The 25,173-nt window shown below is 41.8% G+C and carries 20 protein-coding genes and 1 pseudogene; 5 read left to right on the top strand and 16 right to left on the bottom strand.

The features are described from left to right. Positions 1–27: 27 nt before the first annotated feature. Positions 28–822 carry an AraC family transcriptional regulator gene (locus UQ64_RS05210; RefSeq protein ID WP_060622438.1) on the bottom strand — a complete coding sequence of 265 codons (795 nt, stop codon included), beginning with the start codon at positions 820–822 and terminating at the stop codon, positions 28–30. 134 nt (positions 823–956) lie between these two features. Here UQ64_RS05210 and UQ64_RS05205 point away from each other — a divergent pair, with 134 nt between their 5' ends. Then, complete coding sequence (locus UQ64_RS05205) at positions 957–2,300, top strand: glycoside hydrolase family 30 protein (protein WP_060622437.1); 1,344 nt, start codon at positions 957–959, stop codon at positions 2,298–2,300. Positions 2,301–2,373: 73 nt separating this feature from the next. Here UQ64_RS05205 and UQ64_RS05200 read toward each other — a convergent pair whose 3' ends face one another. The 5 genes from UQ64_RS05200 to UQ64_RS05180 form a co-directional block, all read right to left on the bottom strand. Then, the gene (locus tag UQ64_RS05200; protein WP_245237861.1) at positions 2,374–4,791 is read right to left on the bottom strand and encodes a glycoside hydrolase family 31 protein; all 2,418 of its coding nucleotides are present in this window, start codon (positions 4,789–4,791) and stop codon (positions 2,374–2,376) included. Between the two features lie 20 nt (positions 4,792–4,811). Beyond that, a complete protein-coding gene (locus UQ64_RS05195) occupies positions 4,812–6,416 on the bottom strand; it encodes an extracellular solute-binding protein (RefSeq protein WP_060622436.1) in 1,605 nt (534 codons plus the stop codon). A 42-nt stretch (positions 6,417–6,458) separates the two neighbouring features. Continuing rightward, positions 6,459–7,382, bottom strand: coding sequence for a carbohydrate ABC transporter permease (locus tag UQ64_RS05190; RefSeq protein ID WP_060622435.1), 924 nt, complete (start codon positions 7,380–7,382; stop codon positions 6,459–6,461). Between the two features lie 17 nt (positions 7,383–7,399). Continuing rightward, positions 7,400–8,323 carry an ABC transporter permease gene (locus UQ64_RS05185; protein WP_060622434.1) on the bottom strand — a complete coding sequence of 308 codons (924 nt, stop codon included), beginning with the start codon at positions 8,321–8,323 and terminating at the stop codon, positions 7,400–7,402. Between the two features lie 79 nt (positions 8,324–8,402). Then, positions 8,403–10,007 carry an extracellular solute-binding protein gene (locus tag UQ64_RS05180; RefSeq protein WP_060622433.1) on the bottom strand — a complete coding sequence of 535 codons (1,605 nt, stop codon included), beginning with the start codon at positions 10,005–10,007 and terminating at the stop codon, positions 8,403–8,405. 246 nt (positions 10,008–10,253) lie between these two features. Here UQ64_RS05180 and UQ64_RS05175 point away from each other — a divergent pair, with 246 nt between their 5' ends. Both UQ64_RS05175 and UQ64_RS05170 read left to right on the top strand, forming a co-directional pair. Then, entirely contained in the window at positions 10,254–11,975 is a 1,722-nt protein-coding gene (locus tag UQ64_RS05175) for a sensor histidine kinase (RefSeq protein WP_060622432.1), read from the top strand. Positions 11,976–11,989: 14 nt separating this feature from the next. Beyond that, positions 11,990–13,600: a response regulator transcription factor gene (locus UQ64_RS05170; protein WP_060622431.1), complete on the top strand. Its 1,611-nt coding sequence runs from the start codon at positions 11,990–11,992 to the stop codon at positions 13,598–13,600. Between the two features lie 74 nt (positions 13,601–13,674). Here the strand turns inward: UQ64_RS05170 and UQ64_RS05165 are convergent, their stop codons facing one another. Continuing rightward, positions 13,675–14,769, bottom strand: a complete 1,095-nt coding sequence (locus UQ64_RS05165; protein WP_060622430.1) for a glycosyltransferase family 2 protein — start codon at positions 14,767–14,769, stop codon at positions 13,675–13,677. Positions 14,770–14,936: 167 nt separating this feature from the next. Here UQ64_RS05165 and thiD point away from each other — a divergent pair, with 167 nt between their 5' ends. Continuing rightward, complete coding sequence (gene thiD, locus UQ64_RS05160) at positions 14,937–15,749, top strand: bifunctional hydroxymethylpyrimidine kinase/phosphomethylpyrimidine kinase (protein ID WP_042126537.1); 813 nt, start codon at positions 14,937–14,939, stop codon at positions 15,747–15,749. Between the two features lie 95 nt (positions 15,750–15,844). On the opposite strand, the gene UQ64_RS32000 is transcribed toward thiD, so the two are convergent. The 9 genes from UQ64_RS32000 to UQ64_RS05120 form a co-directional block, all read right to left on the bottom strand. Beyond that, the gene (locus tag UQ64_RS32000) at positions 15,845–16,129 is read right to left on the bottom strand and encodes a hypothetical protein (protein WP_245237860.1); all 285 of its coding nucleotides are present in this window, start codon (positions 16,127–16,129) and stop codon (positions 15,845–15,847) included. A 7-nt stretch (positions 16,130–16,136) separates the two neighbouring features. Further along, on the bottom strand, positions 16,137–16,349 hold the full coding sequence (locus UQ64_RS31995) for an Rrf2 family transcriptional regulator (protein ID WP_245237859.1): 213 nt from the start codon (positions 16,347–16,349) through the stop codon (positions 16,137–16,139). A gap of 149 nt (positions 16,350–16,498) precedes the next feature. After that, positions 16,499–16,927: a hypothetical protein gene (locus UQ64_RS05150; RefSeq protein WP_060622429.1), complete on the bottom strand. Its 429-nt coding sequence runs from the start codon at positions 16,925–16,927 to the stop codon at positions 16,499–16,501. A 114-nt stretch (positions 16,928–17,041) separates the two neighbouring features. Beyond that, complete coding sequence (locus tag UQ64_RS05145; protein WP_060622428.1) at positions 17,042–18,385, bottom strand: glycoside hydrolase family 30 protein; 1,344 nt, start codon at positions 18,383–18,385, stop codon at positions 17,042–17,044. Positions 18,386–18,478: 93 nt separating this feature from the next. Further along, positions 18,479–20,116, bottom strand: a complete 1,638-nt coding sequence (locus tag UQ64_RS05140) for a type 2 periplasmic-binding domain-containing protein (RefSeq protein ID WP_060622427.1) — start codon at positions 20,114–20,116, stop codon at positions 18,479–18,481. A 118-nt stretch (positions 20,117–20,234) separates the two neighbouring features. Further along, a complete protein-coding gene (locus tag UQ64_RS05135) occupies positions 20,235–21,122 on the bottom strand; it encodes a carbohydrate ABC transporter permease (RefSeq protein ID WP_060622426.1) in 888 nt (295 codons plus the stop codon). A 14-nt stretch (positions 21,123–21,136) separates the two neighbouring features. After that, a complete protein-coding gene (locus tag UQ64_RS05130; protein WP_060622488.1) occupies positions 21,137–22,078 on the bottom strand; it encodes an ABC transporter permease in 942 nt (313 codons plus the stop codon). Positions 22,079–22,355: 277 nt separating this feature from the next. Beyond that, a complete protein-coding gene (locus UQ64_RS05125) occupies positions 22,356–23,366 on the bottom strand; it encodes a LacI family DNA-binding transcriptional regulator (RefSeq protein WP_060622425.1) in 1,011 nt (336 codons plus the stop codon). A gap of 111 nt (positions 23,367–23,477) precedes the next feature. Then, a complete protein-coding gene (locus UQ64_RS05120) occupies positions 23,478–24,380 on the bottom strand; it encodes an ArsR/SmtB family transcription factor (RefSeq protein WP_060622424.1) in 903 nt (300 codons plus the stop codon). Positions 24,381–24,494: 114 nt separating this feature from the next. Between UQ64_RS05120 and UQ64_RS05115 the strand changes: the two are divergent. Next, positions 24,495–25,159, top strand: a pseudogene (locus tag UQ64_RS05115) (alpha-L-arabinofuranosidase C-terminal domain-containing protein); the annotation flags it as partial. Between the last annotated feature and the right edge of the window lie 14 nt (positions 25,160–25,173).

The raw sequence follows: 25,173 nt of genomic DNA, 5'->3' as shown, positions 1-25,173 counted from the left end.
CTGTTTTTTGGTTTTTTAGTTCTACTCTTATTCTCTCTTTCGATACATGCCTGGCGAAATGCCATAACGTTCTCGAAATACCCTGTGGAAATAGGTGTAGCTTCCAAAGCCCGTCTCCTCTGCTATTCGCTCTAGGGTGTAATTGGTGTTGTCCATTAATCGTAGTGCCATAGCAAGCCGAATTTGCCCAGCATATTGCATAATAGAGTAGCCAAATTGAATTTTGAATAAATGTACGGCCCTCGTTACACTAATTCCCGCATGGGCAGCTACATCCTTAAGCCTGATCTCTGATGTAGCATGCTCCTCCACATAACTCTTCATCTTTAGCCCGTGTAGTAGTGAGGCCGATGATGATGCAGGTGCCTCTTCCATAGCCCGATCTAATAGCAGACATAGCACTTTAAACAGCGCCTCAAGTATTTCAGGGCTACCACCATCTAGTCTTCTATTCTCCAGATCAAGCTGTTGCCATATACTTTGCAGCTTGCCATCATCCGCAATTCTAACCTTCTTCGGTCTTTCGCGCAGCTTCCACCAGTGATCCACCCATTCCCCTGTACACATTACAAAATAATCCACACTATGTCCCAGAGGACTTTTCTTTTCACCGATTCTCAGATCGTATATATCTTGGGGTTTAAATAATAACAGATCACCAGGCACCACGGTTACCATATCTCCATCTATTAGTACTTCACATTCCCCTTCCGCTTGCAGCCTGATGATATAGGTATCCAGGCCACTGCGAAATAATTGCCGAAAAGGCTGAGTATGACGAATTAAGCCACAAAGACTTATTTGGACTTTATTAGTTTCCATAGTATTTCTCCTCTACTTTTAGTAGTCGATGACCAGATTGTTGAGGTTCTCAGCCATATTGTTTCTTCAAAGAGCAGTGAATCTCCTTCTATAATAAAGACAGAATTTATATGTACAGGAGGTTACCAACCACTATGAGTAAAATTGTTCGCGTCATTCAAACAGCAAAAGATACCACTGACCGTTTAACAGAAAAAGACCCTCTGATCTTCCTGCCCGATACGTCAGGCGTCGAATCAGAGCTCATCAATATCTATGATGACCTGGAGTATCAGGAAATGGAAGGTTTCGGCGGTGCACTTACTGAGGCATCTGCTGTTACCATTGCTAAATTAAGTGAAGCTAAACAGAAAGAAATCATCAACGCTTATTTTGAACCTGAGCACGGCATTGGATATACCCTTTGCCGTTCACATATCCAGAGCTGCGACTTCTCACTGGGCAACTATGCTTATGTAGAAGAAGGCGATGCAGAGCTCCGTTCGTTCGATATTTCCAGAGATCAAGAGTCCATTATCCCCCTAATCAAAAATGCTGCAGCAGCTGTTGGTGAAGATTTCCGTTTGTTCTCTTCTCCTTGGAGTCCACCTGCTTTCATGAAGACGAACGGTCAAATGAACGGTGGTGGAGCGCTTAAGCCTGAATACCGTGAGGCTTGGGCCAACATGTTCGTAAAATATATTCAGGCTTACGCGGCTGAAGGCATCGATATTTGGGCCGTTAGTGTTCAGAACGAAGCAAAGGCTGTTCAAATATGGGATTCTTGTCTTTATACGGCCGAAGAAGAAAAGGATTTTGTTCGTGATTACTTAGGTCCAGCCTTGGAACAAGCTGGTTTGGCTCATGTAAAGGTTATGATCTGGGACCATAACAAGGAGCGCGTATATGACCGTGCGAAGGTTGCCTTCGAAGACCAAGAAGCTTCCAAATACATTTGGGGAATTTGCTTCCACTGGTACTCCGGCGATCACTTCGAAGCCCTATCGGCCGTACATGATCGTTTCCCAGACAAGAAGCTGTTCTTCAGCGAAGGCTGCCAAGAAGGTGGCGTTCATCTCGGCTCGTGGAACACTGGTGAACGTTACGGTCATGACATCATTGGCAATCTGAATAACTGGATGTCGAGCTGGACCGACTGGAATATTGTCTTGGACGAGCAAGGCGGACCTAATCATGTAGGTAACTACTGCGATGCTCCAATTATCGGAGATACAAAAAATGATGAAATTATATTTGAGAGCTCCTTCTATTACATCGGGCATTTCAGTAAATATATTCGCCCAGGCGCTAAACGAATCGGGCATTCTAAATACACAGATAAGCTTGAAACAACTGCTTTCCGCAACCCAGATGGTACTATTGCTGTTATCGTTATGAACCGTACGGAACAAGAGCTTCCATTCACTCTACGCTTCCGCGACAGCTTGGCTGAGAACATGATTCCGGCTCATGCCATTCAAACCCTGCTAATTAAGTAAAAGATAAGGAGGTTCTCTTTATGCCAAACGCATAGAGAGAACCTCCTTTATTTAATAAAGAGAAAATAATTTATTACAACCTCGCCGTCAGTATTTCACATAACGCTCCGTACAGTGTATGTTCTAGATCCATCGAAGCTAGAGCCGCTAATGTTGCCATCAGTGTTGCCGATTCTTTGACAACACGGTAAATTTGTTCTTTCAATTGAAAAAGAATTTGCGCACGGTTCAGAAGGTTGAACACCTCGTCATCTACTGAATTCACAGCTATCCGAGCATCAGCGAACATTACCTCCAGAGATTGATCGACCGCTAGATCCGAGATCATGACCGTTAATGTATGCGTAGCTTCGTCATATCCCATGTCTGTTGTGATTTCTGTGCCACCAGCGAATACCTGGACCCTTGTATCCGCAAAGCCGACAAAGGATAGCTTCCATGACCGTCGTTCAGGCACAGCTTCTGTGTTTCCCCGAGCAGGGAGTATTTTGAAGTTAGCTCTTTCTCCTACCTCCAGAATCATTTCCGTGTCGCACCATTGCTCATCACGGTCCTCCGCAGTATCGCCTTCATCCTCCCAGAGATGAAAATGGCCACTGCCCCCAGCAAACACACGGACCTCCATATGCCTCGGATTATCCACTGAAGAGGTATATTCTGTCAGATCCGCCAGAGGAACGATAGCCCCGGCTTTAGCCAATACAGGGATACTCTCCAGATTACGATAGAGAGAAAGCTTTCTTCCGCCGTCATACACTCTTCCGTTAAAGAAATCTATCCATATCCCTTTTGGTAACCAGGCTTTGATTTCCGCCACGCCTATCTTAGGGTTGACCGGCTGGGTAATCGGACAAGCAATAAGTTCTGTTCCGAAGTAATATTCATTTGGCACTTCGTAAGCTTCATTCTGCTCTGCATGATGATAATACATCGGCCGTACTAGCGGAAGACTATCGCGGCTGGCGTAGCGATTCATAGTATAAAGATAAGGAAGTAAACTATGCCGTAAGCGCAGGTAATCCTTCATCACATCTTCAGCAATCTTATTAAACCGCCATGGCTCCTTACTATTAAATGGACTCGCTGAGCTATGTAACCGCAAAATAGGTGAAAACACACCAAACTGCACCCAGCGCATGGCCAATTCATCGTCTAAATAACCGTTCATATGCCCGCCAATATCATGGCTCCACCAACCATAACCCACATTTGCGGCGTTAGCAGTGAAATAAGGCTGAAAATTCAGTGACTCCCAAGTCACAATAGTGTCTCCAGAGAATCCCACAGGATAACGATGGCTACCAAGACCTGCATAACGGGAAAAAGTAAGCTTCCTGTTCCCTCGCCGACCGTTGTCTAGATAGTGATAATGGTTCAGCATCCAGAGCGGGTCTAGTCCAGGGATCTTAGTTATGCCGCCCTGCTGCCAATCAATCCACCAGAAATCCACGCCTTCATCCTCTAGCGGATGATGCAGAAACTTAAAGTATGCCCGTAAAAAATTCGGATCCGTGATGTCAAATTCTACCGCATCGCCTTTTTCCGGGTCCATGCCCATCTCCGCAGCAATGGCCAGATAAGGATCTTCAAATGCCCTTACTCCATCTGCTGGATGCACATTGAGCGTCACTCGAAGCCCTTTTCCATGCAGCCATGCTAAAAATCGTTGTGGGTCAGGAAACAGTTCGCGATTCCATGTATACCCCGTCCATCCACTACCATACTGCGGATCGATATCAACGAGATGCCAATCCATATCTATAACAGCGACAGAAAACGGAGTACGCTCGCGTTCAAACCGCTCCATTAGTGATTTGTATTCTTCTTCTGAATACCGATAATACCGACTCCACCAGTTCCCCAGTGCATAACGTGGTAAGAGTGGTGTACGGCCACAAAGGTGATAGAAATCCTTTAAGCATTTCAGGTAATCATGACCATATCCGAAAAAATAAAGATCGAGGCCGTTCTGCTCCCGTGGCTCAACTCGTCCATCTTCTTCCAGTAAAAGTGAGCTCGAGTCATCAACTAATGTATATCCAAAACGCGAGAGTAGTCCATGTTCTAGCTGAATAGTACCATCGGCATTATCCAGTGTACGTGCCGTCCCTCTCAAGTCCTGTACTGTATCACCGTAATTCCAGACACTCATAAGGTGACCTGCTTCGTTTTTCACTCGAACACTGAGCCCATGCCGGGAGAACCGCTTCTTATCATAAGTTAAATGCAGACGATCTGTAATCAACTCAAGCTTGTTCCCCAGATCAATTACGCGGAACGCTGGAACCGGAAAATTGCGATTCACAACAGTCTGCGACGCCCGATCTTCGAAATAGCCCTCCTCGCTGTACTCCATCCGAATGAGCTCCGGAGTTAATACAGTAAAACGATAGCATTCTCCCTGAATGATCACTTCGGCATTAGCGTTTGGTTCAGAATGCAGCTTTAAAAGTTGCGTCAGAGGCTTTAGCTCTTCCATCGTATTGTCCATCGTGCAAACCTCTTTCCTTGTTATTCTACGCTTATATAACGACTGAAAGCATCCGTCCGAATTTTGACTAATTGTTCAAGGCCCATCCCTCTTAGCTGCTTCACATAGTCAGCCCATGCTTCGTCGTTTACACCTAAGATAATGAATTGAGCACGCATTGTATTTACATAACTATCTATATTCGTGGTCAAGGTTGGTAGTTTTTGAAATTCTTCTGCGGTGTACATTACGTTGGGAAAGGGTAGTGTTGCGTAATCGCTTCCCAGCTTATCTAGCTGGAGTTTCAATCCATCTCCGTTATTAGGATTTAGAAATATACTCTTTTCAAAAGTGGGACTTACATATTTCGGCCCGAAATCCCGCAATGAGTTATCCCAGTACCAGGCATCTGCGCTCGTGCCAATGGGTGGGTCCATCAATGTATACGTGCCGTTGTCATTCTTCTGGATAACGGTTCCAATGGCTCCCCAGAAATTCTGAATGCTTGCTTCATTCGTATAGAATTCGTCGGCCCAGCGAGCGGCAATCTCTGGATATTTGCAAGAACTGGTGATAAGCAGCTCATTGCGTTCTAGATTCATTCCATAAGGATTTCCTATGGTGTAGCGTTTGCCATCCGGTCCAGCAAGGGGTGGAATGGTCTCATACTGATCGCTCCATTTGCCAAAGACAGCGTCCGGAGTCCACTGATATGTAAAGCCTACGATAGGAGCATCTGGATTAAGAAACTTAGCCGATCTCATCGTTTCGTCTTGAGTGAATAATTCTTTATCAAGCAACCCGTCAGTAAATAATTGATGCTCCCATTTAAGCCCTTCTTTGTACGCCTCTGAAACAGGGTAATATACCGCATTTCCGTCCTCAACCACCATAGCGTTATTGTTCAGATCTGCGATTCCGAAGGGACTGATGAGATCATTACTTAATTCAATAACAGGAATCTCATCTTGTTTTCCATTTCCATTCGGATCACGTTCTCTGAACGCTTTAAGCACGTTGTATAGATCATCTATCGTATCCGGAACCTTCAAACCCAATTTGTCCAGCCAGGTTTTGTTAATCACAGGCTGGCGCGAGCTTTTGGGACGTGAGGGTAGTCTTGAAGGCAGAGAGTAGATCTTCCCGTCGGGAAAGGTGCTGATTTTTTTCATTTCAGGCGTTTCTTGCATGGCCGTTTTGAGATTAGGCATATTCTCTTCAATATAATGATCCAGCGGGCGGAATAAGCTGAGATTATTAACGATATCCGCATCCCTGAAGACTTCACTCCCTAAGATGATATCTGGGAGCGTACCACTTGCAAGCATAATAGACTTCCGTTCATTCCAATCATTGGAGGACATCACCTGCCATTCAATGTTGACATTCGTATTCTTGTCTAAGTCCTTCAGCCATTGATTCTGAATGAAATGATCTCCCATGCTTCCCCACCGCACCGTCAGAACTTTCAGTGTCACTGGTTTATTGACAATGGGTAGACCCGCTTCGTTGAATTCACCAGGCTCGGGATCGACAGTATTAACCCCATTGTCTCCTCTACAGGCTGTAAGGCTTGCAAGCAACGTTGTCACCATAAGAATGACAGTGATTGTTTTATGCATACTCATTCTTTGTTGGTTTTTCATTACTGTCCTGATCCTCCATGATATTTAAGAATGATAATGTGATTATTCCTTCACTGCACCGATCATTACCCCTTGATTAAAGTACTTCTGTACAAAAGGATACACACACATGATCGGAACTGTTGCCACGATAATAACAGAATACCGCATCATATTAGCGAGACGTAGTGCAATTTGTGCAGCTTCACCGGTTCCCATACCAGACTGCATCTGATTAGTGATCAGAATATTTCGAAGTATTAGCTGTAGAGGATACATGTTTGGATTTTTTAAATAGATCAAGGCATTAAAATATGAATTCCAGTAGCCCACGGCGATCCATAATCCAAGTACTGCAATAATTGCCTTCGACAGCGGTAAAACAATCTGAGCAAAATAACGGAGATTGCCACAACCATCAATTTGAGCGGCTTCCCATAAATCTCCCGGAATACTCGTCTGAAAAAAAGTACGTGCCACAATAATATTAAAGACCCCTACAGAGAAAGGCAGTACCATAACCAAAAAAGTATCATATAGATGAAAATCACGAATCGTTAGAAAAGTCGGAATCAATCCCCCGTTAAAAAACATCGTAAAGATGAAAAACAGTGATATATATTTCCGACCGACAAGGTCTTTTCTTGACAACGCATAGGCTGCTGAGATATTTATAACTAAACCAATTGCAGTCCCAACCACCGTGTACAGGATGGTGTTCCAATATCCGATCCAAATGTTCTCATGACGAAGCAGCTCTTTATAACCATCAAATGTAAACCCTTTAGGAAATAACCAAACCTGACCTCCTGCTACCGCGGAAGGATCACTGAACGAAGCAATGACGATAAAATACAGCGGATAAATCAAGATGACTAAAAAAGTGGCCGATATTACATACATTACAATTTCCATTATAGTATCTGATGAGCGATTCTTCTTTATTTTTCCTGCATTCCCTTTAGGTGCTGTTTCTAATACTCCCATTTCAATTCTCCTCCCTTCTACCACAAGCTATTTTCACTTAATTTTTTGGAAATCTGATTGACCATAATTAATAAAATAAAGTTAATAACAGTGTTGAACAGATTGATCGCTGATGAAAAGCTGTACTGACTGCTGAGCAAGCCAATCTTGTAAACATATGTGGAAAGAATTTCGCTGGAGGTGATGTTTAGATCATTCTGCATCAGATATACCTTCTCAAATCCAACCCCAAGCAGTCCTCCGACCCGCAAGATAAGCAATGTTATCGCTGTTGGCATCAACATCGGAATATCGATATAACGGATTTTATGCATCCGACTTGCGCCATCCACGGTGGCAGCCTCGTACAAGCTAGGGTCAACAGCAGAGAGCGCAGCAATAAAGATAATACTGTCCCAGCCGACATGCTGCCACACATCCGACCAGACGTACACACTGCTGAATAACCCGGCAGAGCCCATTAGATCAGGTGCTTCTTTTCCAAAAAGACTATACATATTGCCGAGCAGTCCGGTGCTAGGTGAGAACAGAATCATCATTAAGCCCACCATAACTACCGTGGAGATAAAGTGTGGCATATAAGATATCGTCTGGAAAAAACGTCTAAAACGGTTTGGCCTCATCTGGTTAACCATCAGCGCAAGCATAATCGGAATCGGAAACGTAATCAGACTATACACACTGATGACTAGCGTATTCTTAATCGTTGCTGAAAATTGATAGGAATTAAAGAACTTCTCGAAGTATTTGAATCCAGCCCATGGGCTTCCGCCTATTCCTAACGCCGGGCTATAATCCTTAAAGGCAATAAGCACCCCATACATTGGTTTATATGAGAATAATAACGTAAGGACTACTGCAGGAAAAAGCAAAGTATACAGACCCCAGTTTTGTTTGATTTGTCCGAATTTCCGACTGAATTGAATTGGATCAGATTTCATGACATCCCCTCCTTATTAAATAGAGAATGCTACCCTGCAGATTTATGCAGGGCAGCACCTTTTTCGAAAGACGAATAGGTTATTTCACACTCATATAACGACTGTAAGCATCTGTGCGAATCTTAATTAATTTTTCAAGTCCCATTTTATTAAGCTGCTTGACATAATCCTCCCAGCCTTCATCAATTCCGCCTTTGCTAATAAATTGGGCGCGCATTGTATTCACATAACCATCGATATCCGTGGTCAAGGTTGGCAGCTCTTCGAACTCCTCGGAGGTGTACATAACGTTAGGGAAAGGCTCTGTTACATATTCACTACCCAGCTTATCTAGCTGCAGCTTCAGCCCATCTCCACTTTCAGGATTAAGAACGATTTTCTGTTCAAAGGACGGGCTCACATATTTCGGTCCGAAATCTCGAAGAGACTGATCCCAGTACCAGGCATCTGCGCTGGTTCCAGCAGGTGGATCCATCAATGTATAGGTGCTGTCATCATTCTTCTTAATTACCGTTCCAATCGCACCCCAGAAATTCTGAATGCTCGCTTCGTTCGTGTAGAACTGATCTGCCCAACGCGCAGCAACCTCTGGATACTTACTCGAAGTAGTAATCAGCAGTTCATTGCGATTAAGACTCATCCCAATTGGATTCCCGATCGTATAACGTTTACCATCCGGTCCGGTAATCGGCGGAATCGTCACATATTGATCGCTCCATTTACCAAATACAGCATCCGGGGTCCACTGGTAAGTAAAGCCCACAATAGGAGCATCCGGATTTTGGAACTTCGCTGATCTCATTGTGTCATCCTGTGTGAATACCTCTTTATCCAGCAAACCTTCCGCATACAATTTGTTTTCCCATTTAAGACCTTCTTTGAACTCCTCCGAAACAGGGAAATATATCGCTTTTCCGTCCTTGATTAACATGTTGTTGTTGTTCAAGTCCGCAATTCCGAAGGGACTGATTAGGTCATTACCGATTTCAATAAAAGGAATTTCATCTTTCTTTCCGTTGCCATTCGGGTCCTGTTCTTTGAAAGCTTTTAGCACGTTGTAAAGCTCATCAATCGTCTCGGGTACCTTCAAACCCAACTTATCCAACCAGGTTTTGTTAATCACAGGCTGGCGAGAGCTTTTTGGACGCGATGGAAGCCTTGTTGGCAGAGAGTAAATTTTGCCGTCAGGAAAGGTGCTGATTTTTTTCATTTCAGGTGTTTCTTCCATGGCAGCTTTAAGATTTGGCATATTTTTCTCAATATAATCATCTAACGGGCGGAAATAGCTTAGATTATTAACGATATCAGAATCTCCGAAGGTTTGATTTCCTAGGATAATATCTGGAAGAGTACCGCTAGCCAGCATTATGGACTTCTGTTCGGCCCAGTCATTGGAGGACATAACCTGCCATTCAATTTTTACATTCGTATTTTTTTCCAGATCCTTCATCCATTGGTTCTGCGTAAACGTGTCTCCCATGCTTCCCCAACGAACCGTTAACACCTTAAGTGTCACAGGCTCATTAACAATCGGCAGACCTTCTTTGTTGTAACTGCTCGTCTCACTAGTCGCTGCATTATTCCCGTCTTTTCCGCCGCAGCCAGCAATTCCAAATACCATCGCCGCCGCTAGCAGACCCACCGTCCATTTCTTTGCAGTCTTTTTATTCCTGTGTTGACTCATCTCTTAATCCCCCATTTCAATTTATTAAAGTGCATCTGAATAGCTTTATATTAACTTCTTATTTTTTTGTATTCCGGACGCTTTAAGATGGTTATCCAGACCTTTAAATTCGCTTACAAAAATCAAAACTTTACTTTGAGAGATTTCATAACAGTATTCCGACTTCTACATGTGCTTTCCGGACTTTGAGGTAAAACACTATCGAGTTCTTATGTTTTTTTCACGCAGAGGTTTTATAATGATTTTATGACCAAAAAAACAGCGGAACACAAAACGTACCCCATTCGTCATTATATTAAAGTCATGATGTTGGTTTCGTTCACAGTCCTTATTCTGGATTTAGCGATCAGCATCGCTTCCATTTCCATTGTGAAGCAGCAGTCCACTCGAAATTTGCAGGATACCGCGGCACTCTACATCAATCGTATTAATCATGATTTTGCCTACATTAATCACTACATGGGCTGGACGCTTGGAAACGATGAGAGCTTGCTTGCGATGAATACCTACGGGGTCAACAGTATCGAGTTCTTAAAGGCAAATGGTAATCTTAATAAACGCTTTACCGAGCTGCAAAAAAACTACGGACATGAATACAACTTTTTCTACTATTTGAAAAATGAGAACTTTTTTTTAAACTGTGCACCGATCAGCGTAACCTATACGGATTACAGGGTGCTCAAAACGAAGATTATTTCTTATATTGATGATAAGGAGATGTATGAGAAGTTTTACTCCAAATGGACGCCAATTCTTGTAAACAACCACTACTATGTGATTAACATCGTTCCCTATTACAATCGTTATTTAATCGGACTAATCTCCGCTGATAATCTGATCCGTCCTCTACGCCAAATTAATCTAGGTGCCAATGGTTATGTTTCTCTAGTGGATGAGAATGAACAGCCTTTAACTAGTCCCATATCGAACAGCGGAAAGCTGATAACAGAAGATGGGGGATTCTCAAATCTTTTACAATCGCGTACAACAATCAACAGCGCCTTCTCAGACACAAATTTCAGCACCAAAATGGTCATTAAATATGGCATATTCGAAAAAATCATGATTGCTCAGCTGCTTATAATGCTACTGTTCTTCATTGTGACCTCCACTTTATGCATCGTTCTGCTTTTTTTCAAAAAAAGAGTGCTGGGGCCGATTCAAAGCTTCTCTGAGAACCTTGCTTTCATTAATGAGGCAGGGCAGCCTGCAGATTTCAAAAGCAGTGAGATTATAGAGCTGGAACAGGCAAACACACAGTTTAAAGGTTTAGTTGAACAAATTAAAACCTTCAAAATCACTATGTACGAACAGGAACTGGAGAAGCAGCGGATACAGCTGGATTATATGAAGCTACAGATCAAGCCCCACTTCTTCTTGAATTGTCTGACTAGCATCTATAGCATGGCCCAAATTGAAATGTATAAAGAAATTGAGAATATGACGTTGTCTACATCCAAATACTTCCGTTATATTTTTCAAAATGGCGAAAATTTTGTCCGGCTGGAGGATGAAATCGAGCATGTCCGAACCTATCTGGAGATTCAAAAGCAACGTTATCAGGATGCATTTATTTACTATATTGAGCAAGAGGATCAGGCAAGCCATGTAGAAATCCCACCGTTAGTGCTGCAAACCTTCATTGAAAATTCAATTAAATATGCGATTTCACGAGAACATGAAGTAGAGATCAGACTTACAGTCCAACGATTACGGATTGAAGAGGAAGACATGCTCGTTATTCAGCTCACAGACACCGGACCCGGTTTTCCACCGCAAGTGTTAGAGAAGCTTAATCTTGGAGAGCCCTTGGATCAAAGCGAAGGTATGCATATCGGCATTATGAATACGCTTAAAAGACTGGAATACCTCTATTTAAAAAGAGCAACCATCACCTTCTCCAATTTGGAGAGCGGCGGCGCTAGTGTAATCTTATCTCTTCCGGAGCTTCCTAAAAAATCTAAATGAATGGAGAGCTAACTATGAATGTACTGCTTGTTGATGATGACTTTTATGTTATTGCCGCATTGCAAAAGAGAATAGTTTGGGAATCGTTACACATTGATACTGTCTATACAGCAAATAATGTCGCTCAGGCGCGTGAAATAATAGAAAAGCATTCTATTCAAATTCTGATTTCGGATATTGAAATGCCTCAGGGTAGCGGACTTGAACTACTGGCATGGATTCGCGAGGGGAATTATAGTATCCAGACGATTCTTCTTACCAATTATGCGGATTTCAACTATGCACAGAAAGCGATTGAATTGCAAAGCTTTGAATATTTTCTGAAGCCCATCGAATTTGATAAGCTGATGCTGATTATCCTAAAGGCTGTCACACAGGCAAAAGAGCAGCAACGAAACGAAAAGGCCATTCAGAGCGGTTACTTTTGGCAAAAAAATCAGGCGAAAATTCTCGAGCATTTTTGGCGTAAACTGGTTAGTGGGAGCACATCATTTCCAATTAAATTAACTGACATCACATATGCCATTAAAGAACAGAACCTCTCCTATCAAATGAGCGATACTCTGCAGCCTTTGATCTTCAACTTATTTCCATACAACGGCAGCATGGGAAAAGAAGAGAAGGATCTTTTTGATTTTGCGCTGCTGAATGTATTATACGAATTGTTTCAGAATTCTTGCTTTACTATTGAGAGCATTCTGGAATACAAAGATTATAACTGGATCGCCATATTAAAATGGAACCAGACACCGGACCCACCGTTACTTGAAGAATTATGCTCTTCCTTTATTCAAAAGGCGAATCCTTATTTAAAGTGTGATGTCTGCTGCAATATTGGTTTATACGATAAACTGAATAATGTGGGGAATGTACTGAAACAATCCCTGCGCATGGATGAGGAAATTACGAGATGCAGAAACCAGACCTTTTTAGTGGAAGCTTATCTCTATCAAAATAAAACAGGCTACACGCCACCGGATCTTTCCTCTTTGGAAGAGCTGCTGAACCAGAATCAATTCATTATTTTTCTTGAGGAAGTTACGAAATATTTAAAGGTTATGCTTAACAACAGGACCCTTGAGACTTCTGTCCTTAGCTTGTTCCGCTTGGAAGTAGTTCAGCTGGTTTATTCATTTCTCAACCTGAAGGGGATACGTTCACACAAATTATACTCAGGCAAAACAAATGATAGATTATTCATGCACTCTTTGGATTCGATCGAGGATATGGAGGAATATCTAGAATATCTAGTCACTACAGCCATGAAATACCGTGACTTTGCTGCACAGCCAAAATCCGTCGCAGAAGAAATCAAACAATATATTCATGCCAATTACGGTGATGACCTGACACGAAATGATTTGGCCGAAATCGTCTATCTCAATCCTGATTATTTGGCAAGAATATTTAAACGAGAGACTGGTGTTTCGTTAGGTAGCTATATCATCCAAGTCCGAATCGCAGCTGCGAAGCATCTATTGGAAACAACGAACATGTCTGTGTATACCGTTGCGAATAAAGTTGGATACAACAACTACTCCTATTTCTCCAAGCTGTTTAAACAAGAAGTCGGGCTCCCTCCCAACGAATACAAAAAAGAACAGCAATACAATCCAGTATATTAAAAGAGGGTAACCCAGCGACCATTTCATAGTCGCTGGGTTACCCTTCATAATCATGACTACTGGGGGTACCTTTGTTAAGTTTGAAAAGCTACATATTTGTCGCCAAGCAGATTAATAAAATAATTGCGATTATATAACATGCTAGGATGGGACGGATAAAAGCTGAGCGCCGTTTCATTATGCTGATTCGCTAACTCGTGTTGGCCAAGGCGATCATAACAGAGTGCCAATTGGAGATGCGGCAGCCAGGTATAAAAAATCCCATTTTTCATCCCCATTGAATCGTTATCCCTCGGCAGATTTATGGCAAGCTCATACCAATATGCCGCGGGTTGCAACTGCCCCTTTTCCAGAAGAAGGGCTCCAATCCGGCAGCAGAACTCTGAACGTGGTTTATCGTACTGTAACGTTCTGCATAATGCTTCAAATGCACCGTCTTTATCCCCCAGCCGTTCCCGGCATTCGGCAAGCCTTAAGCAAGCTTGAAAATTATCTTCTATCCAGCCCTGCCCACCCGCCAAAAACATCTCGTAGTATTTGCAAGCCTCTTCATTCAAGGCATGATCGCGTAATTCATTCGCATAATAATACTGATCTCTTGGAGAGAAGGTTTCACCCTCAGCCACTCTTTTTTGGTAAATCCGCAAATTACGGTCGGTATATTCCTTATCCTTCTCATGGGTGATACAGACATCACTACTAAAAGAAGGACCACTTACCTCTAGATACTCATGTACTGGACCAATCCATTGAAAATTACAGCTCCGCCGAACAAGCCGGTTTCGACGCAAGCTAGCTGTAACATTCCCCGCCTCATCAAAAGCCAGATTATACTGCATATTTACGCTGTGGAAATGGTTTGGAAGAATCTCTTTTAGCTTTTTAAACAGAATCTGATCCGCTTCCTTTATATAATCATCCGCATCCAGCCACAAAATGTACTCCTGTGTAGCTTTACTGAAAGCAAAATTACGTGCGGCACTAAAGTTATCGATCCATTCAAAATCGTAAATCACAGCTCCGAAGGACAATGCGATCTCTTTTGTCTTATCCGTCGAGCCTGTATCCACGATAATAACTTCATCTACTAAACTTGCAACGCTTGATAAACATCTATGCAGGCTTTTTTCTTCATTGCGTACAATCATACATAAACTAATCGTAACCATACTCGCCCTCCTAAGCGTCATGTTTAAGATTTCTTCTTTATTGATATGCAGAGTTAGTGAAATGGAATCCTACACTTGCTATTTAGAAAGACTTAGGTGCTATTTTTTGTTATAATCAATGCAATGCGTTGTTAATAAATTCAGACATATATAAAGGGGACGTTACCATGACTCAAATTATTAAAACTCTAACTATTGCAGGCAGCGACTCCAGTGGTGGCGCAGGCATCCAAGCGGATCTAAAAACATTTGAAGAGTATGGTACCTACGGCTTTAGTGCCTTGACAACTATCGTTACAATGGACCCGGACAACGGCTGGCACCATAATGTTTATCCAATTGACGCCTCCATTGTTGCTGAGCAGCTAAAAACTATTTTCGCAGGTGGTCCAGTAAATGCCATGAAGACGGGTATGCTGGGAAGTGTTGAAATTGTGCGTGTTGCTGAGCAAGCGATCAAAGAAAATCTACAGACCAATGTAGTCATCGATCCGGTCATGGTCTGCAAAGGCGAAGATGAAGTTTTGAACCCAGACAGCGCGGAGGCTATTCGCGATTTACTGCTGCCACTAGCCACTGTGGTTACACCAAATCTGTTTGAAGCTGGCGTGCTTTCAGGTCTTGGCAAACTTTCTACCCTAGAGGATATGAAAGAAGCTGCTCGTCTGATTCATAAGCTAGGTGCACGTAATGTCGTGGTTAAAGGCGGCAAAGCACTCGGGGGCGATCAAGCGATTGATGTCTTCTTTGATGGTTCTGAGTACACCGTATTTCAAACAGCCAAAATCGAACCTGCTCACAATCATGGAGCTGGATGTACCTTTGCCGCTGCCATTACAGGCGGTTTAGCTAACGGTCTATCCGTTCATGAAGCTGTAGCAAAAGCTAAGGATTTTGTCTCCGCAGCCATCCGTAATGGATTTGCATTCAATGAATATGTAGGTCCTGTATTTCATGGCGGCTACCGTTTAGAGCGCTAGAACCTCTGAGCTTTAAGCACCAGAAACATAAAATGGCAGTCCAGATGCTGAAATTCAGCACTGAACTGCCATTTTTATTGTGCAAGGATAATTACTTAAACCCTGGAAAGTAAGCCAGATCGGAAAGACGGATGAAAAAATACGATAATTGCTAACACGCCGAGCAGGATAATCGGAAACGTCTCTTTGAACGAATCTTTTTCGCGAATATGAACCAGAATTCCGCCGATAGATTGTCGCAAATATTCAATCGTCCTTTGTTCAGTTTCATAGAGAATTCTCTCTAATTCTACGTCCAGCAGTTCGCCGGCTTCTCCACAGTCTCCATCCACATCTGGTTCCTCCGCCGTAGTTCTTACAGCCTCATAAATCTCTCCCAATGTAATCTCATCGGCAGATCAGAAGAACGTACCCACCTTCTCTTCCACCCTTGGACTCCACGATTCCCACAGTTGCCAAAGACTGCATCACTCTTCGCATAAAGGTAGCGTGTGAATTGACTTGGCTTGCAATCATTGCACTAGATAAGATGCTCCCGCTTTTTGCCAGCCAAACGATCGAATGTACCGCTATTTTAAAACGGGGAGGTCCGATGTTCACTCCACGATTAGCTGTACTTATGCCCCATCTCCCCTTTCAACTGCAAAATATATAGAGCACATTATAGAGTAAAACAAGGGATGCAGCAAACCTACAAGGGCATATCCCATTGGAATATGCCCTGTAATATTTAGCGTTTCTATGATCGATTATTCAAAATTCGTAAACTTAATACTTTGCTTATGCTTACGTCTATTCTGATCATTCCACGTGAGTACGACTTCCAATTCTTTTGCCCCATTTTTTATAAAAAATTGACTAAAGCTAACGGTCTCATTTGGTCTCATATCATAGCTAAATGGATCTGTTAAGATGATTTGTTCTTGAAGGGGTTCTTGCACTGGTCGATACAACTCAAACGTTACATCTATGGTATCTTCACTTAAGTTTTTGACTAATAGCTCGTAGCTCTTAAATTTTTCCGGTTGTGGCGAAGGCAGTTTACTTTTATGGAGCTCCACCGCCCATTTGGGTGTTTCATTCTTTACAGGCAGCACGCTTTTAACCGCATAAATACTAGAGCTACCAGTAATCATCAAACACACAACTAGCAACGTCAGCACAAACTTTCTATTCAATGCTCATATCTCCTCGCTATAGGTATGCGTTTAAGATTCACGAACACTGATTTTTTATGCGTTTTTCAGCAAAAAAAAGTACTCGAATCTAAATTCGAGCACTCCATACACATATTACTTAATCAAAATAGATAAGGCACTTTTAGAGGCTAAACGGAACGATAAATCATCTTTACCTTGCAAGTTCACTGTTACATTCTCAGCCTTTTCACTATCGTTGAATAGAACAACCGCAATAGAGTGATCTGTATTCTTAAAAGCTACGGAACGAATCACTTCTTGATTAGTGGAAGCATCAATACGTACAGCCTTAGGACGAATAAATTTGCTGAAGTGTGCCAGTGCATAGTAGTCCAGTGTATACGTGAGTTCCTTAGTCTCTTGGTTGACCGTCACAATACCGCGACAAGTACTTTTACCAAATCCCGGGACAGTTGGACCATTCTTCTCATCTAAGGCCATATTCCACAAGACAAAGGATTTACTATGATTTCTGAGAATATCAATCCCTGTTCTCATGACATTCGAGAAGGCTTGTTCAAACGGAGGAATCCATTCGCCACCAGAACCTTCTGTGAAATGCACTTCTTTATCCGCGAAAGCTTTCAGCACCTCTGATTGTGCTGACGCATTCCCGCCATACCAGTGCCAGGCAACACCGTCCACTTCATCTTTCGCATAATCGAGCACCGTGAGTGGATAATCCGGACGATCCCAGTTGTGATCATAGCAGAGAATTTTTGTATGGATGTTGTTTTTCACGAAGCTAGGCTTCAAATAATTTTTAATGAAATCTCTTTGCGCCTCAGGCAGCATTAACATACTTGGATAGTGCTTTGGTTCAAAAAGAGGCTCGTTCTGCGGTGTTACCGCATAAGTTGGCAGACCGTGCTCTTCAAATGCTTGAATGTATCGTACAAAATAATCGGCATAAGCCTGGTAATGTTCATGTTTAAGTTCACCGGCGATCATAGATCCGCTAGTCTTCATCCAGCCTGGTGCACTCCAAGGTGAAGCCATCAGCTTGATCTCAGGATTAAGTTCCAGCGCTTGTTGTAACAAAGGGATAATATCAGCTTCATCATGTGCGATGGAGAAATGAGTTAATTCTGTATCGGTTTCCTGAGCAGGCATATCGTTATAGCTATAAATATCTCTAGCATAATCCGATGCTCCCATTGGATTTCTTAATACGGACAAGCCAATTCCATCTTGGGAATCAAAAAGCTTGCTCATGACTTCTTTTTTCTGTTCATTGTCAAGGACTTGGTTAATCAAATATGCGGATGAATCCGTAAAGGATGCCCCGAAGCCATCCATTTCCTGAAAGGTTTGATTCTCATCAAGGTTTACAGTAGTGACCGGCTCATCTGAAGCCATTGGAGTCAATTGTTCTAGCGTTTGCTCTACGAACAATTCGTTCTCCCTTGTAGATTGATAAATTTTAAGTTTTGTCATGTTGTTTCCCTCCACTTTTCTATATATTTTGCTGTGTTTATCACTCCTGTAACGATAAGGCCCCGGAAAAGGGGCCCACGTCCATCCTTCTACTTATTTAAGACCTAGTTTTTCTTTGTTGTTCTTCATTTTTTCAGTGCGAATTTCTACGATCTTATCCCAGTTGTTATCCTTCAAGAATGCTTTGTAAGCAGCCAGTGTACTTTCAAATGTAGCATCATCCTTGGAACGAATCATACTCACGAGCGTAGTATTCCAATTCGTATCGATTGCAGAAAGACTACGAGCTTCTGGTGTACCTTGAGCCGGGTTGATGTTTTCAAGAATGAAGTGTGGTTTCAGCTTTCCTTTACCCCACTCTTGCATTTGTTTAATAGAATCTGCGAATGCATCATTACTCAAAGCTTTATCACGGTCATGTCCAAAGAACATGAATTCGCCCATTCGGTAATCCTTTTTAAATTTATCAGCATTATTCAATTGAAGATCTTTGATTTCAGGTAAGAATTCAATTTTACCTGCTTCGTTAACTTTATAGGTTTCCCCTTCAATACCATAGTTCATAAGCTTTTGTCCTTCTTCACTTAATAGATAAGTGTAGATTTGAATCGCTTTAGCAGGGTCCTTAACCTTTTTAGTAACATAGGTGATCATCCAACCAGTAATTCCTGACTGATTCAATGTTGGCTCATGTCCAGCCGTGCTTTGCGGTCCATCAATAGCGATATATTCTTTACCTGGATTTTCAGTCATGAAGATTTGCAGGTTACCACTTTGTTGAGGTGTTCCATCGAGCATCATTGTTGCATATTTACCGGATTTCAGCTTTTCTTCAAAGGCCGTCCCGTCATCTGCAAAACTATCATCACTAATGTCGCCATTTCTGTAGACTTCATTTAATGTTTTCAACCAAGTTAGGTAATCCTCATCCAAGTTACGGTTGTAGAATTCACCATTTTCTGTTTCCATCGGTACACCAATGAAGTCCTGTAGTGCATCTCCCAAAGAGCCAGTGCCTGTGCCAATGGAGTTAAAACCAAAAGGAATCATGTCCGGGAACTGCTTTTTGATTTGTTGCATAGCGCTTTTAAATTCTTCCGGAGTTCCAATGGCTGGTTTTCCAATCGCCTCGTACACATCCTTACGGATGACAAATGCCGTTTTAGCAGGAATGTTACCGCTGTCAAAATCGTTCTGAGTATTAGAATAGTTAGGATAGCCATAAGTCTTACCGTCTACTAGTTGGAACCAGTTCATCGTATCTTTTGCAGCTACTTTATTGAAATAAGGATCATATTTATCCGCCAGATCATTCAAAGGCAGGGCCCAAGTTGCGGCTTTTTGTACCACTGGTGAGTTCGAATCAAAAATAGTCAACATGTCGGGCATTTCGCCACCAGCAAAAATAGTATTTAACTTCGTATCGTCCCCAGTAATGAATTTAATATTGATGTTCAGATCCTCTTTAATCTTTTTAGTAACGAGGTCCTTACCAAAATCGGTGTTCCACCAATCGGCATTCACATACCAAGTGAGATCCGTAGTTTCTTCTTTTTTATCGAGCTTCCAAGCTGGTGTTTCCGGGTCAATCGTATAACGACCTTCAATGGAGCTTAATTCTTTGCTGGAGTTATCAGAATTCCCTTTTGATCCACAACCCGTAAATACTAATACAACAGCCATAAGTGCAGTACAAAGTTTGAGTCCTTTTTTCCCAAATGCTTTATTCATCTTTTATTTCCCCCTAAAAAGTTTTGTAAGTACTGGAAGTGTAGATCTGATTGGGTAGCTACACTTCCGAATAACAGTTACGTATACTAGTATTTTCTATAAGAAACCACCTATTTTCCTATTCTTTAACCGCCCCCATCATCATTCCTGAAATAAAGTACCTCTGTAATATTGGATACATCACAACAATCGGCAGAGTTGTAATGACAATTGTTGCTAGTTGAACCCCTTTTGTTGTAGTTTCGATAATCGCAGATCCACCGACATTTTGCATGGCTTGCGTTTGCGACTGAACGATAATTTCATAGAGCTTCATCTGCAGCGGATAGAGTGCTTGATCGGTAATGTATAATTTAGTGGTCATAAAGTCATTCCATTGCCCAACCCCGTTAAACAACGCGATCGTAGCCATAGCCGGCATGGAAAGAGGGATAAAAATCTTCAGGAATATACGCCAGTCACCCGCACCATCGATTTTGGCTGACTCTTCAAGTGAATCCGGCACGTTTCTGAAGAAGTTCATTAGAATAACTACGTCATAATAACTGAACAGGGCTGGGATAATATAAACCCAAAAGCTATTCAATAGACCGAGTGATTTAATCAATAAATACGTTGGAATCATACCACCTGAGAAGAACATGGTGATTACACCCATGGCAACGTATAGCTTGCGGCCACGTATGTATTTTTTACTCAAGCCATAACCGATCATCGCACAAAAGAATACGTGGGTAATTACACCGATGAACGTTTTGGCAATGGATACTAGAAAGGCTAGTCCAATCGTCTCGTCATTAAATACTGCACGATAATTCTCCAAGGAAAAATCGGTAGACCAGAATATAAATCCTCCTTCTGCGAGCGCCTTGCCTGAACTTAAGGAGGATATGACCACATTCCATAAAGGAACAACGATAATTACTGTACAAATACAGAGTAAGATAATATTTATGGTATTAAAGATTCGACTGTCGAGATCTTCTTTAGCTACCGTACGATTCACAGAAATGCCTCCTTCTACAGAACGGATTGATTATCATTTAATTTACTGGATACTTTGTTGGCACTAATCAGCAGGATCACCGAAACGATGGAGACACCTAAACCAACAGCAGTAGCATAAGAGAAGTCACCTTGCGTCATCCCCATACGATACACATAAGAATTAATTACTTCTGCCTTCGCACGGTTCTGAGAATTCATCAAGACCAAGGTTTGATCCAGATTCGATCCTAATAAACCGCTTACAGTCAGAATCAGATTTAAACTGATAATAGGCTTCATGTTAGGGAGGGTAATATTCCAAATTTGTCTCATACGACTTGCCCCATCTATTTTTGCTGCTTCATAATAAGTAGGATCAATTTTGGACATGATGGCTAAGTATAAAATTGTTCCCCAACCTGCCTCTTTCCAAATATCAGATAATGTTGCAATCCACCAATACTTGTTCGCATCAAGCAAGATATTTACCGGTTTCGAAATAATCCCCAAATTCAGAAGAATCTCATTAAACATACCGGATGAAGAGAACCAAGCAATCAACATCCCGCCCAGTACGATCCAGGACAAAAAGTGTGGTAAATAAGAGATTGTTTGTACTATTTTCTTAAAGCGTCCACCGCTTAATTCGTAAATCATAACGGATAGAATAATAGGAATAACAAAACCTATAGCTAATTTCAGAAAGCTGATCCCCAAGGTATTGACTACAGCATCCCAAAAATATTTGTCAGATAAAATAATTCTGAAATTATCAAGCCCAACCCATGGCGCAGTATCAAGCGTGTCAATTACGGTGTAGCTCTTAAAAGCAATCGTCAATCCGTAAATCGGAATGAAACAAAAGATAATCATAAAAATGATTCCCGGGATGACCATGGACTGAATCTCCCATTGTCTCTTATAATCAATCACAAATTCTTTGATCCTCTGTCCCATAGGTTTCTTACTGTTCATTGGATTCTTCCCGTTCACTGGCACTACGGCTAATTTATCCACGTTTTTCTTCTCCCCTCCAAATCATGATCCCCAAAACAATAAAAACGTTTTTATTTCTTTTTAAAAAAAACCTCCTAAAAGCAATAAAATTATCAAGCATAAACGCCTTCAGTGTCCTTATCAGGACGATATGCGTTTAAGCGAGAAATATAAGATATAAAGTATAGGTGCAAACTTATACTTTCTTATATTTAAAAAATGATCGGATACTATCTTGTTGCCCTTCTCGAAAGCGTTAGTACCGATCAATCTTCACTTGAGTAGAACCACGTACAATTAGTTCACCTGGCAATTTCATCATTTCGCCCTGTTCCTTCTTCTGAATCATGCGAACCAGATGATTTATGGATAGAATACCTTGTCTGGCAATTTGATTTCTTACCGTCGTTAATGGCGGTGAGAAGTACTGCGCGATATCAATATCGTCAAACCCCATAACGCTTATATCCAACGGGACTTCATATCCATTCGATTTCAAAGCTTGAATACAACCAATGGCGCTCAAATCATTTCCCGCTAAAAAAGCATCAGGCATTTTTTCAGGACTTAAATGAACTAGAGACTTTATAGCATTATAGGTGCTCTCTTCCTCAAAATATCCTTGTATAATATACTCTTCGTTCGTCGGAAGCTGATATTGACGCAAGGCGGCCAAGTATCCTTCTTTCCGCTGAACACTGTCATACATCTCATCTACACCAGATATGTAGGCGATTTTCTTGTGTCCCAGACTTATTAAATATTTAGTTGCTTCATAAGCAGATTCAAACGAATTAAAGATCACGCTTCCCATCGTTTCATTCTTAAGCGGTCGATCGAGAAACACAGCCTTGATCTTGTCTTTCACCATTGCAGCAATTTCTTCTTCATCTATTCTCAGCTCTTCGTAGATAATGACACCATCCACACGTCGGCCTAGAATATTGCTCATAATTACTTGTTTATCCTTTGTAACAAATACATTTAACCCATAACCTAACCGATCACATTCACGAGACATGGACTCCACCAGCTTGTAGAAGTAAGGGCCTGCTACACTTGTCGTGAAAAAACCTAGCATTTTAGTTTTTCCGTTCCTTAGGAGCTTGCCGTTTAGGTTTGGAACATAATTTAATTGCTTCGCGATCTTAAGCACATGTGATTTCGTCTCCGGATTTAATACATCAACGTCATTTAGTGCGTTGGAAACTGTAGAAATGGATACTCCAGCCTCTCTAGCAACGTCTTTGATGGTTACCTTTTCCATAATGATTCAATCTTCCTTTACGAATAAAAACGTTTTTATAAATTTAAATTAACATAAAAACGTTTTCATTACAATATGTTTTTTTTATTTTTATTATTTCACTATTTTGCATCATTCATAATAGACTCTGAACACCATGTCTTGCTCATAGTTCCCAAATCCACGCCCGAATACTGTTAACCCGCCTCTTCTATGTCCGCTATCCGCTGCGCTTAAACGGAAAGTCCACTGGTCCTGCTCTACAAGTACATCATCCAGTGTCACCTCTGATATTTGCTGCCCATCCATAAATGTTCCACCTGTATTAATCCGCAGAACCTTCAGTAAACCGTATTGGTTAACATCTGAATTCCACCAAGAGGGAGTTAATCGTCCTCTAGTCAGGCCGAAATCTCCAGGACTTGTCCATTTTCCTAGATCCTGTCCATTCATGGCGAAAGCAATATCCGACGGCCATTTCTCATTTACATGCGGGGCTTCAGAACCAATCTCCATGGAAATTTCTATCTCCTGAACTACCTGATCTTTAAACAGATAATTAGGGACCTTATACTCTATGTACCCTTTGGCAAACCATAAAATACCGGCATTCACTCGCTCTGGGTCCAAGAAATAACGTGGATCATCATAATATCCGATTAACTTGTCCGTAGTTGCAATTCCGCAAGTAGGTGACGCTTGAACATCGGTATACTGTCCTACAGGAACCGAAACCTCAACAACCTTTCTAGCGATTCCCCGAGAACCTGATAATTTAATCTGCAGGTAGTTCGCAGATAGTGAACAGTACTTATATGTCCCACCATCCACACGTCTCATTTTAGAGCTAATCAAGCCTGCTTTTTGCAGCTTAGCAACATGAGTGCTAACTATCGCACTACTTAGATAAAGCTCGGCAGCCAGTTCTTTAATATGCATCTCTTTTCGGTCCAGTAGTTCGATAATCCTTAGCCTGACTTCACTTGCCAGTGCTTCGTATACCCGAAGCGATTCAGTATCTGTAGTTAAGTGCATTCCATTGTCTCCTATGCTCTGAATTAGTATTTTAACGAAACCTAAATTATATAATTGATTATCACATCTTATTCTAAGTACTACGCAATCATAAATCGATTTCCCAGTTAAGCACTGAATGTTCCTATCATTCGTTATCCCGGCGGAAATTTTGTATCCGGTTACAGTTGGGAAGACGGTGTTGGGTCTAAGCACGAACGTAAGCATTCCCTTATCTCTCATGGATATAAAGAGCCTCATGCCTTCAAGACCTGGTGCCTACCGTCCTAGATCTTTCTTATGAGAATGTAGACTACATATCACTGGATATGGACCACTTCATCAACAGTGTAGCTGCTACCTGTGAGTATATTCAAGCTAAGAAAAAGAGCAAGAAGAAAATTAATCTTTCGCTGGATGAATGGTATGTATGGAAATCGCAAGGTAGTAGTCGTGCCGAAAAACGTTGGCAGATCGTTCCGTCAGAGTTCGAAGATGTATACACACTAGAAGATGCACTGGTTGCGGGCTGCTGTCTCATTACATTACTAAAACATGCGGACCGTGTAAAGATGGCTGCATCGCCCAGCTTATTAATATTTATTGCGCCTATCATGACCGAAAACGGCGGCCCCCTTTGGCTACAAACCACTTATTATCCATATCTACATACATCGCTGTATGGCCGAGGAACCTTACTTCACCCGCTGATCTCCAGCCCTAAATACGATTCCAAAGATTTCAGTGATGTACCTTACTTGGAAGCCATTAGTGTATACAACGAGGAGCAGAATGAAGTCGAGGATGAGTTGAA

Source organism: Paenibacillus etheri (genome assembly GCF_001012825.1).
In the GTDB taxonomy this organism is placed as follows: Bacteria; Bacillota; Bacilli; order Paenibacillales; family Paenibacillaceae; genus Paenibacillus_AQ; species Paenibacillus_AQ etheri.
This window is presented reverse-complemented; position numbering and strand designations above follow the sequence as displayed.

Coding starts and splice junctions, on each gene's coding strand:
- UQ64_RS05210 (WP_060622438.1), bottom strand. CDS start 822: ATGGAAACTAATAAAGTCCAAATAAGTCTTTGTGGCTTAATTCGTCAT.
- UQ64_RS05205 (WP_060622437.1), top strand. CDS start 957: ATGAGTAAAATTGTTCGCGTCATTCAAACAGCAAAAGATACCACTGAC.
- UQ64_RS05200 (WP_245237861.1), bottom strand. CDS start 4,791: ATGGACAATACGATGGAAGAGCTAAAGCCTCTGACGCAACTTTTAAAG.
- UQ64_RS05195 (WP_060622436.1), bottom strand. CDS start 6,416: ATGAAAAACCAACAAAGAATGAGTATGCATAAAACAATCACTGTCATT.
- UQ64_RS05190 (WP_060622435.1), bottom strand. CDS start 7,382: ATGGGAGTATTAGAAACAGCACCTAAAGGGAATGCAGGAAAAATAAAG.
- UQ64_RS05185 (WP_060622434.1), bottom strand. CDS start 8,323: ATGAAATCTGATCCAATTCAATTCAGTCGGAAATTCGGACAAATCAAA.
- UQ64_RS05180 (WP_060622433.1), bottom strand. CDS start 10,007: ATGAGTCAACACAGGAATAAAAAGACTGCAAAGAAATGGACGGTGGGT.
- UQ64_RS05175 (WP_060622432.1), top strand. CDS start 10,254: ATGACCAAAAAAACAGCGGAACACAAAACGTACCCCATTCGTCATTAT.
- UQ64_RS05170 (WP_060622431.1), top strand. CDS start 11,990: ATGAATGTACTGCTTGTTGATGATGACTTTTATGTTATTGCCGCATTG.
- UQ64_RS05165 (WP_060622430.1), bottom strand. CDS start 14,769: ATGGTTACGATTAGTTTATGTATGATTGTACGCAATGAAGAAAAAAGC.
- thiD (WP_042126537.1), top strand. CDS start 14,937: ATGACTCAAATTATTAAAACTCTAACTATTGCAGGCAGCGACTCCAGT.
- UQ64_RS05145 (WP_060622428.1), bottom strand. CDS start 18,385: ATGACAAAACTTAAAATTTATCAATCTACAAGGGAGAACGAATTGTTC.
- UQ64_RS05140 (WP_060622427.1), bottom strand. CDS start 20,116: ATGAATAAAGCATTTGGGAAAAAAGGACTCAAACTTTGTACTGCACTT.
- UQ64_RS05130 (WP_060622488.1), bottom strand. CDS start 22,078: ATGAACAGTAAGAAACCTATGGGACAGAGGATCAAAGAATTTGTGATT.
- UQ64_RS05125 (WP_060622425.1), bottom strand. CDS start 23,366: ATGGAAAAGGTAACCATCAAAGACGTTGCTAGAGAGGCTGGAGTATCC.
- UQ64_RS05120 (WP_060622424.1), bottom strand. CDS start 24,380: ATGCACTTAACTACAGATACTGAATCGCTTCGGGTATACGAAGCACTG.